8 protein-coding genes and 3 pseudogenes are annotated in these 12,085 nt (G+C 66.6%); 5 read left to right on the top strand and 6 right to left on the bottom strand.

What is annotated here, in order from left to right; genetic code table 11:
- Positions 1-3: 3 nt before the first annotated feature.
- Positions 4-951, bottom strand: a complete 948-nt coding sequence (locus tag FNV62_RS51560; RefSeq protein ID WP_143630280.1) for an NADP-dependent oxidoreductase — start codon at positions 949-951, stop codon at positions 4-6.
- A 213-nt stretch (positions 952-1,164) separates the two neighbouring features.
- Between FNV62_RS51560 and FNV62_RS51565 the strand changes: the two genes are divergently transcribed.
- Complete coding sequence (locus FNV62_RS51565) at positions 1,165-2,148, top strand: helix-turn-helix domain-containing protein (protein ID WP_225900714.1); 984 nt, start codon at positions 1,165-1,167, stop codon at positions 2,146-2,148.
- A gap of 145 nt (positions 2,149-2,293) precedes the next feature.
- Here FNV62_RS51565 and FNV62_RS56575 read toward each other — a convergent pair.
- Positions 2,294-2,463: pseudogene (locus FNV62_RS56575) on the bottom strand (transposase); the annotation flags it as partial.
- 267 nt (positions 2,464-2,730) lie between these two features.
- Between FNV62_RS56575 and FNV62_RS51575 the strand changes: the two are divergent.
- Positions 2,731-4,260 carry a MauE/DoxX family redox-associated membrane protein gene (locus FNV62_RS51575; protein ID WP_143610820.1) on the top strand — a complete coding sequence of 510 codons (1,530 nt, stop codon included), beginning with the start codon at positions 2,731-2,733 and terminating at the stop codon, positions 4,258-4,260.
- A gap of 263 nt (positions 4,261-4,523) precedes the next feature.
- Here FNV62_RS51575 and FNV62_RS51580 read toward each other — a convergent pair whose 3' ends face one another.
- Both FNV62_RS51580 and FNV62_RS51585 read right to left on the bottom strand, forming a co-directional pair.
- Positions 4,524-5,147: an NADPH-dependent F420 reductase gene (locus FNV62_RS51580; protein WP_143630281.1), complete on the bottom strand. Its 624-nt coding sequence runs from the start codon at positions 5,145-5,147 to the stop codon at positions 4,524-4,526.
- 354 nt (positions 5,148-5,501) lie between these two features.
- A complete protein-coding gene (locus FNV62_RS51585) occupies positions 5,502-6,236 on the bottom strand; it encodes an SDR family NAD(P)-dependent oxidoreductase (protein WP_060894495.1) in 735 nt (244 codons plus the stop codon).
- Positions 6,237-6,341: 105 nt separating this feature from the next.
- On the opposite strand from FNV62_RS51585, the gene FNV62_RS51590 reads away from it, so the two are divergent.
- From FNV62_RS51590 to FNV62_RS51600, 3 genes and pseudogenes are all read left to right on the top strand, one after another.
- Positions 6,342-6,974: a TetR/AcrR family transcriptional regulator gene (locus FNV62_RS51590; RefSeq protein WP_097282023.1), complete on the top strand. Its 633-nt coding sequence runs from the start codon at positions 6,342-6,344 to the stop codon at positions 6,972-6,974.
- Positions 6,975-7,348: 374 nt separating this feature from the next.
- Positions 7,349-8,515, top strand: a pseudogene (locus tag FNV62_RS51595) (RNA-guided endonuclease InsQ/TnpB family protein).
- Between the two features lie 187 nt (positions 8,516-8,702).
- Entirely contained in the window at positions 8,703-8,990 is a 288-nt protein-coding gene (locus FNV62_RS51600; RefSeq protein ID WP_225900715.1) for a hypothetical protein, read from the top strand.
- A 22-nt stretch (positions 8,991-9,012) separates the two neighbouring features.
- On the opposite strand, the pseudogene FNV62_RS51605 reads toward FNV62_RS51600, so the two are convergent.
- Together FNV62_RS51605 and FNV62_RS51610 are read right to left on the bottom strand one after the other, a co-directional pair.
- Positions 9,013-9,864 (bottom strand): annotated as a pseudogene (locus FNV62_RS51605) (ISKra4 family transposase); the annotation flags it as partial.
- 510 nt (positions 9,865-10,374) lie between these two features.
- Positions 10,375-11,862, bottom strand: coding sequence for an oxidoreductase (locus tag FNV62_RS51610; RefSeq protein ID WP_143630285.1), 1,488 nt, complete (start codon positions 11,860-11,862; stop codon positions 10,375-10,377).
- Positions 11,863-12,085: the final 223 nt, after the last annotated feature.

Below are 12,085 nucleotides of genomic sequence, written 5' to 3' on the forward strand. Positions count from 1 at the left end.
GAGTCAGCCGCCGGACGCAACAACGACGACCTTGCCATTGGGCAGTGCGCCTGCGGCGGCGTCGGCGTGCAGGGCCGGCAGCTCGGCCAACGGCACCCGCCGGGCGACCTCAACCCGCAGCTCGCCGCCGTCGATCAGCTCCGCCAGGTGCGACAGTTGCTCCGCGTTGCTACGGACGAACAGGTCGATGCCGCGTACGCCGCGCTCCTCGTCGCTAGGCGCGGGCATCCACACGGTGGTGTTCACCAGGACACCGCCGGGGCGGATCAGACCGAGGAGCGCATCGAGCTGTGCTGGTTCGACCGGCGCAAGGTTGAGCACGACGTCGACCGGCTGGCTCACCGCCGCTGCGACGTCGGCGGTCGTATGGTCGATGACCTCGTCCGCACCCGCGGCTGTGACGCGCCGGCTGCTGCGCGGACCGGCCGTGGCGATCACGAAGGCGCCGGCCTGCTTGGCCAACTGCACGGCGTAGCCGCCGACCGCTCCGCCCGCGCCGTTGACCAGCACGCGCTGCCCGGCGGTCAGCTTGGCGTGCTCGAACAGCGCCTGCCACGCGGTCAGGCCCACCAGCGGCAGCGCGGCCGCGTCGGACAGCGCGACGCTCTTGGGCGCCGGCGTCAGGGCCTCAACCGGTGCCAGGACGTACTCCGCGGCGGCGCCGGGTCCCGCCATCGGCAGGAAGCCGATGACCTGGTCACCGACCTGGATGCCGGTCACGCCCTCGCCAAGCGCGTCGACCGTGCCGGCGACGTCGATGCCGGGCGAGTGCGGCAGCGTCACAGGGATCGGCCCCTGCATGAAACCGGCGCGGATGTTGGCGTCGACCGGGTTGAACGACGTCGCCGCAACACGGACCCGCACCTGCCCGGCGCCTGGAACCGGCTGTTCCACGTCCTCGTAACGCAGGACGTCGGGGTCGCCGTACTGGTGGAAACGCACTGCCTTCATAGTTTTCTCACTTTCACCCGAGGGGTCGCGGTCGCCTTGCTTCGTATGCGAAGCAAGGCACGGTGTCTGCGGCGCCGGGCACGGCCGGCAGGCGGTAGATCGTTGTGGCGGTTGAAGCGCCAGCCAAGCGTAGGAACAGCGGTGTGCAGAAGGGGTGTACCTTCGCGACACACAATGGGATTCCGGCGACATCCTCATCGGGGCGGAGGACACATGACGAGCAGGCCGCGTTTCCTTGGCCCGGCCAGCAAGGTGGGCACATTCACCGTCGACGCCGACTCCACCGGCACCGGCCGGGGAACGTGGGAGCCGTTCATCGACACCTGGAACGACCGCATGGGAGACCTGTACCCGCTGCCGGAATTCAGCGCTCCCACGGTCGACGGCTTCCAGGGAACGATGCGCTCGGTGGCCTTGGAAGACACCGCCATCAACGAACTCTGGGCATCCTCACCCGTGAGCACCCAGGCAGTCGGAACGTACGAGCACGATCAGATCCGGTTGTACGTCGGGCTGCGCGGGGCGGTGGCCCTGCAGGACCCTCACGATCAGGGCGGTGACACGTACGTCTCGGCCGGCACCTACTTCATGCACCATGTCGTGACGGAGAATCACTTCCACACCACGCCCGTGATCGGCACCCGCATCTTCATCTTTCCCGGCGACGCTCTGCGGCACCTGGTCGCCGGGAAACCGCGCACCGGTCAGGCCACCTCGCCCGCAGCGCAGATCCTCATGGCACACACCACCATGGTGCAGCGGACCGTGAGCGAGCTCAGCCCGGCGGGCGCGCACGCGTCCCGCAACGCCCTGCTCGAACTGGCCAAGGGGCTGGTCCTCGACCACTTCGACGACTGCGAGCCCGCCTTCACCCCGGCGCTGGCGCAGGCGGCCAAGGACCTGGCCGATGCCCGGCTCACCGACGCCGAGTTGTCGCCGGCCGCGATAGCCGCGCAACTGCACGTATCAGTACGCACCTTGCAGCGGGCCTTCGCGAGTCTGGACGAGTCGTTCAGCGCCTACATCCGCCGCCGACGCCTGGAGGAAGCGGCCGAGGCGCTCACCGCCTCCGGCTCACGGCTCAGCGTCTCCGAGGCCGCCGCGCTCTGGCATTTCACCGACAGCAGCCACTTCATCCGCGCTTTCAAGAAGCAATACCGTGCGACACCAGCGAAATTCGCACGCCGGCTGACGTGACGACTCAGCCGGACGCCGTTCGGAGCAGCGCCAGGAAGGCCGCGATGCTATCCACCACGTGCTGGTCACGTCCGCGGGAGTGGTGTATCGACGGCCGCTCGGTGATCTCGTTTTGAGGCTGTGCGGTGAGTTCGGTGGGCAGGGCGGTCTCGTCGGTTTCTGACTCGATCGGGTGGAGGCGGGCCTTGGTCAGCAGGCCGAGTCCCATGGAGCGGCGGGCCTCGGTCCACTCGTCGTGTTGCTCGGCAGCACCGCGCCGATCAGACGGATCAACGCGGTGCGGTCGGGGAAGTTCCCAACCGCGTCGGTGCGACGGCAGCTTGTCCCGCAAGGAGCTCCGTTGCTCCTGCGGAAACGCTGACTACCTGGCCTTGGAGAAATTTCGGATCCTGCCGAGGACCTTCAATGGACGCCATTGATGTCGATCGGCCACCGGGTACACGGCCGTCTGGGTGAGTCTGACCTGTGGAGTGTTGTTCGCGGCCTCGCAAGGCGGTACGAGTCGTTCGGGGCGCCGTGTTATGTGTGCGTGGTGCCTGCGCTCCGTCCGGAGGGCGTCCAGAACGATGGGAGTGAGCGGGCATGGTCCTGGCAGCACGGCTGGTATTGGCTGCGGTCTTCGGGGTTGCGGGGATCGCCAAACTCATGGACCGCGAGGGTCTGCCTCGCGCAATCGCAAGCTTCGGCCTGCCAGCTCGAACGGGGAAGCCGCTTGGATACCTTCTCGTCTCCTGCGAGTTCGTCACAGCCCTGGCTCTTATCGTCAACCCATGGGCAAGAATCGGTGCGCTTGGAGCGCTCGGACTGTTGCTGACGTTCTGCCTGGCCATCGTGGTGAGCATCGCACGCGGCCGGGCCCCGGATTGCCACTGCTTCGGAGGGCTACGCGCCACGCCGGTCGGGTGGGCCACGCTCGCACGCAACGGGCTCCTCGCAGCTACGGCGGGATTTGTCGCAGCCGACGGGCGTGCCCCGTGGTTCTTCACGGGCCTAGGGACCATCGCAGCGACGTGTTGGGTGGTGCTGGGACTCAAGCGATCCGGGAAAGTGCGACCGGGCATGGTCACACCGGGCTTTTCACTGCCGGACGCAACGGGGCAAGTATGGACTCTCGACAAACTGCTTGCCGCTGCGCATCAGCCACTCCTGCTTCTCTTCACTGATCAGGCGTGCGGTGCGTGCGACGCGCTGCTGCCACAGGTGGCCCGGTGGCAACAGGCCCATGCAGAACGGCTGACCATCGCAATCGTGAACGGCGGTCCCGCCGCAGACAGCGTTGCCTTCTCACGTGAGCACGGGCTGCGGAACGTACTGGTGGACGAAGACCGCATGCTGCTCACCACTTACGGTCTGACCGCCACCCCCAGCGCACTGCTGATCGACACCGACCGGATCCTCGCCGCCGCGCCAGCAGCTGGGTCAGCAGAGATCGCCGACCTGGTGACCAGGGCACTCCAACCGCGTGGTAGATCAACGGTCGCACGACGCGCGCTGTTGTTCGCCTCGGCCACGATGGTACCCGCGGTCACCTCCACCCGCGCGATGGCCCACGGCGTCACCGGGGCGAACTGGCGCCCAAAACGAGTGAAGTTCGCTGGGGGATGGCTCTGCAAACAGCGCTACGCGCTGTGTACTAAAGCCGCCTGTAAACCCTCGCCGAGCGACCCGAACGTCCTCATCTGCCGCTGCGTGGTGGAATACGGCTACTCCTACGGCTATAAGTCGTGTGCAGAACGGGCACCAGTCGGCAAGAGATTGGTATCGACGTTCTCGACACAAAACACCAACCACTATACCCGCACCATGACCTGCGCATCCCCAGCACAATGGGCAAACTGTCTGGACATGGAATGCAAAATCGACCCGCGTAACCCGGGACACGCTGTGTGCCGCTGCAAGTCCGTGGAGAGCGGCGACTTTTTCACATTCGGGGGAAACTGCGACACCAGCACCTGCACCTCCGTGATTTGGTCAGCGGCAACACCACCCGGAGTCCCCTTCCAAGCCGCGATGGAGAGCATCGGCCTATCAGTCACACTCCCCAAAGCATGCCCGACAGGCACGGACGACGATGACCTTCCGCCCAGCGGCTTGGGGCTGGAGCTGCTTTGAGGCGAGTGATCATGCCCCTTTAAGCTTCCGGCGAGTCAGGCAGTCTGTGGACCCGTCCGTCAAAAGGTGGTTTCAGAAAGGCGGATGGGTGCGGTTCGTTTCGAGTGAAGCTGGGGTTGTGCAGCACATTGCATTGCGGGCTGTAGGGTGCTGATGACCGGCCGCTGGCGGGCGCTACGCCATATCGCCGCCAGCCCACGCACGATCGGCGATGTCGCCAAAGCGGCTCCAAGCTTCATCGCGAGTATCTCCTCCGGTGCAGCTCAGGCGGGAAGTTCCGTGACGCCGAGGGCGAAGTCCCAGCCCCCCACCCCGTGGCGGGCGAGGCCCATCGTGAGCAGACCCGCTCCTTCCAGCCAGTGCGCCATTTCCAGGCCACCGGTGTCCATCGGGCGCATCCCGAGGCTCTTGATGAACGCCTCCACGCCCGCCTTGGCCTGCGCATCGTCGCCAGCGATGAAGACGTCGGGCCGGCCGTTCTCCAGGACATGACGGAAGACGGTGTTGAATCCCTTCACCACGCTGGCACCGGCCGGGGCCACCTTGGCGACTTCCTGCGCGATCGAGGTGACCTCGCGGTGGGCCAGACCGTCGAACGTGGAATTGAAGGGGTTGCTGATGTCGACGATGACCTTGCCCGCGAGGGCGTCTCCGTAGTGGGCGACGGCCGGAACGACACCGTCGGACAACAGGGCGACGATGACGATGTCCCCGGCCGGGACGGCTCCCCACTCTCCCGTCGTGGCGCCGCCGCCGAGAGCCTTGGCCAGGTCAGCGGACTTGGAGTGATCGCGGCCCATGACCTCGACGGTGTTGCCGCCCGCTACCGCCAGCGCGCCGATGGTACGGGCCATGTTCCCAGTACCGATGATGCTGATGCTGCTCATGAGGTGTGCTCTCTTCCTTGTTCTCGAACTTTCGCTTTGTTTCGTTTGTGCCGAGTCACCCAACTGGGTGAGCCGCAGAGCTCGGCGCTGGCGGAGGAGCCGGGGGTCCGACTGGATGCCGGCATCCAGTCGGACCCCCGGCTGATATTCCGCCGGTAGGTCGGGATGCGTGAACCTGCCCCTCGATGACCTGTTCCAAGGAGGTCACAGACATGGGACGAGGGCATCCACGATCATTAGTCTCCGTTCGTGCGCAGTCCCCAGGGCTGCATGCCGAGGACATGCGCAAGGTGCCCCCGCATCTCGACGGCGGACGGCAGCGGGCGCCACCATTTGGTCACCTGGTGTGTCCGTTCAAATCACCGTGGTGCCGCCGTCGGTGGTCAGTTCCAGCCCGTTCACATAGCTTGAGTCGTCCGAGGCGAGGAACAGCGCGACCGTCGCGATCTCCTCGGGGCGGCCCATCTTGCCCCGCGGGATCAGGGACTCGAACTGCCGCTTCGTCTCCTCGTCGAACAACTCCTCCTGCTTGGCCGTGGCGACCTGGCCGGGGGTCAGCACGTTCACCCGGATCCGCCTGTCCCTCAGCTCGTTCAGCCACACACGGGCCCAGGCCTGCTGCACGGCCTTGCTCCCCGCATACACACTCCACCCGGGGAAGCCCCTGAGCGAAGCGTTCGACCCGGTCATGAAGATCGAGCCACCGTCGTTGAGTAGCGGCAGCGCCTTTTGCACCGTGAACAGCGTGCCGCGCGCGTTCAGCCAGAACGCGCGATGGAACTGCTCCTCGGTGATCTCGCCGAGCTTGCCCTGCTCACCCATACCGGCACTCGCCCACAACACGTCGATCGAGCCCTTGTCCCGCCTGACCGTCTCGTACAAACGGTCCAGGTCGTCCAGGTCGGCCGCATCACCCTGCACGGCGGTTACGTTCCGGCCGATCACCTTGACGGCGTCATCCAGCGCCTCCTGCCGCCGGCCCGTGATGAAGACATGAGCCCCTTCCTCGGCGAACAGCTTCGCGCCGGCCAGCGCCATGCCGGTCGACGCGCCCGTGATCACCGCAACCTTGCCATCGAGCTTTCCCACGATCACTCCTTTGTACACCGAGCTGTGTACTTAACGTAGGCGACGACCAAGCGGGAACGCAAGCTATGTACACCGATCCGTACCGCACTGGGCTACGATGGAGTCATGACGAAGCTGGAGAAGGGCCCCCAAGGCCAGCGCCGCGGCAGGGGCGCGCGCGAGCGCATCCTCAGCGCATCACAGCAACTGTTCCGCGCTCAGGGCATCAACCGCACCGGCATGGACCAACTCTGCGCAGTGGCCCAGGTCTCGAAGCGCACGGCCTACCAGCACTTCACCGGCAAGGACGACCTGGTCGCCGAATACCTGCGCCGATTCGATCCCGACATCATGGCCGGAGTGTTCGACCGCACCGACCTCACGCCCCGCGAACGACTCCTCGCCGCCTTCGAGGTCCCCACATCCGGCCCAGAGGAGCTCACGCCCCTGTGCCCCTACATCGCGGCGACCGTCGAAATCCACGACCCCCAACACCCCGCGTCGCAATACGCACGCGACTACAAGCTCGCCATCGCCGCGCGGCTCGCCGAAACGGCCCGCGAAGCCGGCGCCACCAACCCCGAACAGCTGGGCGAACAACTGGCGCTGCTCCTCGATGGCGCCTCGGCCCGCACCCGGGTCCTCAACGCCGAATCCTTCCCCACCGCCGCCGCCATCGCCGCCGTCCTCATCGACAACGCCCTCCCCGCGACAGACCGGGACCGGGGAAGCGAAAAGGGTGCGGTTCGTTTCGAGTGAATCTGGGGTTGTGCAGCCCATGGCATTGCGGGCTGTAGGGTCCTGACCTTTCGGAACAACAAGGGGTTTGGGACGAAGGGGGCTGGTGCCGGGTGCGGCCGGTTGTCGACGAGGCCGACCGTGCGGGTGGGACTACACCCCGTTCGTGAGCGTGGGACCGCTGCGTTTCGGTATGAGCCACGAGCAGGCGGCCGTGGCTATGGAAGCCCAGGGGTTCATCTGATCCCTCCGTGGATACTCCGCCTTTCAGGGGCGGAGAAGAATCGGAGTCCTGCGGAGCAGGGCAGGGAAAGACGATCCGCTGCCAGGGCGGGTCGTCGATAGCGGCCAACTTCCCGCAGATAGCGATGAGTTGATGCGATTATCTGTGAGCTGTGGACACTCACGTGAAGCGGGCGTTCAAGTACCGCTTCTGTCCGACGGATGCGCAGGCAGTGGAGCTGTCGCGCACCTTCGGGTGCGTGCGGAAGGTCTACAACATGGCGCTCGCCGCCCGTACCGAGGCATGGACGCGGCAGGAACGGGTCAGCTACCACCAGACCTCGGCCATGCTGACGGCGTGGAAGAAGACCGGGGAGCTCGCGTACCTGAACGAGGTGTCCTCGGTCCCGGTCTAGCAGGCGCTGCGGCACCTGCAGACGGCGTTCACTCATTTCTTCGGCAGGCGGGCCAGGTACCCGCGGTTCAAGTCGCGCAAGACGTCGCGCAGGAGTGCGGAGTACACCTCCAGCGCGTTCCGTTTCCGTGACGGGAAACTGACACTGGCGAAGATGACCGAGCCGCTGGCTGTCGTGTGGTCGCGCCCGCTGCCCGAGGGAGCGAAGCCGTCCACGGTGACGGTCTCGCAGGACGCGGCGGGACGCTGGTTCGTCTCCCTGCTGTGCGAGGACCCGTCCGTGCAGCCGCTCCCGGCCACCGGTCAGGCCGTCGGTGGCGATGTCGGACTGGAGCATCTGCTGACCCTCTCAACCGGGGAGAAGATCGCCAACCCCCGGCACGAGCGCCGGGACCGTGCCGCTCTGGCCAGGGAGCAGTGTCGTCTGGCGAGGAAGGAGAAGGGCTCGGCGAACCGGGCCAGGGCCCGGTTGAAGGTCGCGAAGATCCATGCGCGGACCGCTGACCGGCGCCGCGACGGCCTGCACAAGCTGACCACTCGGCTCGTTCGTGAAAACCAAACGGTCGTGATCGAGGACCTGACCGTGCGCAACATGGTCAAGAACCGGAAACTGGCCCGCGCCATCAGTGACGCGGCGGGGGGCGAGTTCCCGAGCATGCTGGAGTACAAGGCCGCCTGGTACGAGCGCGAGGTGATCGCGGTGGACCGGTGGTTCCCCTCCTCCAGGCTGTGCTCCGCCTGCAACACCCTGCGGGACACGATGCCGCTGCACGTCCGCACCTGGACGTGCGACTGCGGCGTGACCCACGACCGGGACGTGAACGCGGCGCACAATCTTCTGGCCGCCGGGCTGGCGGTGACAGTCTGTGGAGCTGGTGTAAGACCTCAACGGAGTACTCCGGACGGGCAGTTGGCAACGAAGTAGAAACCCTCACGGCGCGAGCCGTAAGAATCCCCGTCCTTCAACAAGGGGAGAAGTCAACTGCACTGTGCTCCAGAGCGAGACGAGGCACAGCGCCCTGACGCGGCGGGCCGACTTCCGAGCGGCGGCCGCACCTGGATGGTCGACCGTCGGCACGGTGTAATACCGGGTCCCTGACCTCCTGACTTGCGTGGCCGTCGACGCCTTGTGCGGTCCGCAGGTCCTACTGGACAGCCTCGGGTTGGTCGGACAGGTGCCGTCCGAGCTCACCGAGCAGGTTTTCGACTATGTGACCGAGCGTGGCATGAGCCCCACGCTGTCTGTCGAGGGCGACGCGGCATCAGACGAACTCGGCTTCATGCTGCGCGCGCAGCGGGCAGGTGACGTCCTGCTGTCCCGCGTGTTCTTCGCGAAGTTCGAGGGCTGGTCCGACACGGTGCACGACTGCGTTCCGACCACCGGGTGGAGAGTCCGCTGAAGGCTCTGATTGAAGCTTGCAATCACTCGGTGAGGGTGTAGTTCCGCTGGTTGGGGGTGGGGTAGAGGCGCTTGTGTTCGCGGGCGAGATGGTAGCGCCAGTATGTGTCGAGGTCGCTGTTGGAGACGAGGGCGCGGAGCCGGAGGACGGCTTCGGCTCCGTGAAGGCCCCAGCGGGCGCCGGTGATGTCGAGGCAGTCCGCGATCAGGTGGCGGCAGGCACCTTCGACGGCCTCGGTGGCGATCGGCCGGCCGCCTGCGAGGGCTGTGTTGTAGTGGAGCTGGTCGAGGTGGCCGACCAGGTAACGCTGGCAGGCGTCGACGGCCTCGCGTGGTGCGGTCGACAGGTTTTCCCGGTCGGGCTGGGCGGTCATCTGGTCGGCGGTGCGAGCGGCGTGACCTGCGAGGATCGCGGTCAGATGGCCGGCCGCCCATTCCTTGTCCTCGGTGGTGCCAGGTTTGTGGAAGGTGTGGGCGGCGGCCCAGACATACTCGGCGATGTGCACGAAGTCCAACAGCACGTGGAGCGTGACGCCGCGCCGGATGGACTCGGCAGTGATCAGGTCGAGTTGGTGGCGGGCACCGTCGACCAGGACGATCCACGGCCGGAGGTGCTTGGGGGCGTGGGCCTGGGCCTGGTCGAAGGCGTCGGCGATGACCTGCTCAGGCGATCGGACCAGGGACGCGGTGCACCACTTGTTCTCGGCCCGGGGTCCCGGGCGGGCGAGGCGTTCGCTGCTGCGGCCGCCGGGCGGGTGGATCACGTCGTGGGGACGTCTGGAGGCTGGGCGGGTGTCGAAGACGCAGGCCACGGTGGCTATCCGCTTGCGGTTCGGCTTCTCGCCCGGCGCGAGCCGGCCACGATGGCCACCGGACGTGGCTTAGTCGCTTGGCAGTTGTGTGCCTAGCGCGGCTTCCGCGGCCGTCCAGTCGATGCACTCCTCGCCCCGGTGCTGCGCGGGGACTATCCGAAGCAGGGCTTCAACATCGGTATGAACGGTCATGGTTCTGGCTTCTTGAACGCGGCGACTGCTTTGCGGTAACCGGAGGGTCTGACATAGCGCCGGATCAGATCAATGGAGACAGCGCGCGGTATCCAGGCGGTGAGGACCAGATCAACCGAGATCCTCGACCGCCCGGCGTCTCCATTGATCTGGTCCGGCGCAGGTCGCTGTCGTCCTCAAGACCAGATCGTCTGAGACGGGGACATCGGGGCGTGTCCCGTCTCTGGTCAACTGGTCTCTGTCGTAAGCGAACTGGGACGGTTCGCCCGATGTCTCACGCGGAGTGGTTCGGCGAAGTTGTCGGCTGGAGCTGGTGAAGGCGTCGCCGCGGGAGGTCGGGAAGCCGTCTGGCGGACCTGTTGATGGTGTCGGTGGAGGTTGTCAGCTCTTGTTCAGTGACCGGGTGACGCCGGCGACGACTGCCGTCGTCAGCAGCCAACCCGCGGCGATCAGAGCGTAGGACAGCCATTGCGCGGTGCTGCCTCCCGGCCAGTACCAGGCGGTGCGCTGGCCGAGGCCGCCGATGGGGATCAGTAGGTCGAGGGTATAGACGAGGGCGCTGAACGGCGGGCCTTGGCCGGGCTGGGCCTGTTTCGGCGAGTGGGCGCCGAAGACAACTGTGCCGAGGATGGTCAGAGCCATGATCCATGCTCCGGCCAGCCAGGGGCGGTAGCCGTACCCGACCAGGGCATCGAGCAGGTGTCCCCATACCCGCCCGGCCGGATGCAGGGTGCTGCGGCGGTGACGCTGCTTGGCCAGAAGCACTTTGCGGGCGTCGTCCTCATGGCCGACCTGCCGGTACCAGCTCGCCAGCTGCTCGTACGGCTGTGGGGCGTAGCCGGGCTCGCGCCGGATCCACTCCACGCGGCGTGTTGCGTCGTACCCTCGTAGACCGTCCCTGGACTGGATGGAGGCGTAGCTGAACCCTTGTAGCCGCACGAGGCGCGGCCAGACGCCCTCGCCGTCGTGAAGGGCCGTGACCTGGGCTCCCCGGAGGTCCACAGCGCCGGAGGGTGGTGTGGCGGGTGTGAAGTGGACATCGCCTGCCTGCATCCGCGAGCAGTCCAGCGCCACGTCCTCGCCGTTCAGGATGGCGCCGTCAAAGGTGAGCTGATCCGATATCTGCGCGCCGCGAAGGCATACGGCTCCCTGTGCGGTGAACCCCTTGGAGAAGACCAGTGTCGAGGCCACGGCGTTGTCCGCGAGGAGCGCCGGGCCATCGGGGTTGTCCAGTCGGGCTCCCTCCATGAACAGGCCGCCGGGCAGGTGGGCTCCCAGCAGCCGTATCCCGCCGTGTGCGGTGAATCCTCTGCGGCAGAACACCCCGCCTTCCATGACAAGGCCGCCGGCGAACAACGCCCATTGGTCCGAGGCCGACAACATCGTCTCGCTCAGTTTCAACTCGCCTGCGATCCGAGCTCTCATGAGCGAAACCGTGCCGTGGAGAACCGATCGCTGCAGGTTGAGGGTGCCCTCTATCCGGGCCAACGTGGCGTCCATGCCGGGCGCCCGGCTGCCGATGATCCCAATCGTCCGGGTGGCCGCTCCATAGAGGCTCGGACCCTCCTCGAACCAGCAGCCCTCAAACCACAACACGTGGTCGATCTCCGCTCCGGCGAGATCGAGATGACCGGTGATCCGCGCGCCAGCCACCCGCAAAGCGGTGACCGCCCCCGGTGGGGCCGCGTTTCCTCCCCGCGCCAAAGCTGTCACGACGGCCGCCCGAAGCGTGCGCTCGGGCCCCCAGTCCGACCCTTCGGCCGGATCGTCTCCGCTCGGCGTGCCCACGCGCAGGTCCACCTGGCGGCCTTCGGGGAAGGCGTCCCACAACTCACGTTCGGGCGGGGTCAGTTCTTCGTACGACAGCATTGATACAGCGTAGACAGCACGGTCCTGGATGGCAGCGCCGTGACCACATCGGCTGAGTCCCCGAGTGCATCCGTATCCGTCAGACCACACCAGCTGATACAGCCATCTGCCTTCCTAGGCGCGGACGCGCGCAGGATGATGGCGGGTATGGGGGGATGGAGAAGCGCAACGCGGCGAGTCAGTGCGGTCTACCTTGCGTTGGCATTAGGCGGGATCCTGGGCG

Origin of the sequence: Streptomyces sp. RLB3-17, from assembly GCF_007113425.2 — a bacterium.
Taxonomy (GTDB): Bacteria; Actinomycetota; Actinomycetes; order Streptomycetales; family Streptomycetaceae; genus Streptomyces; species Streptomyces mirabilis_D.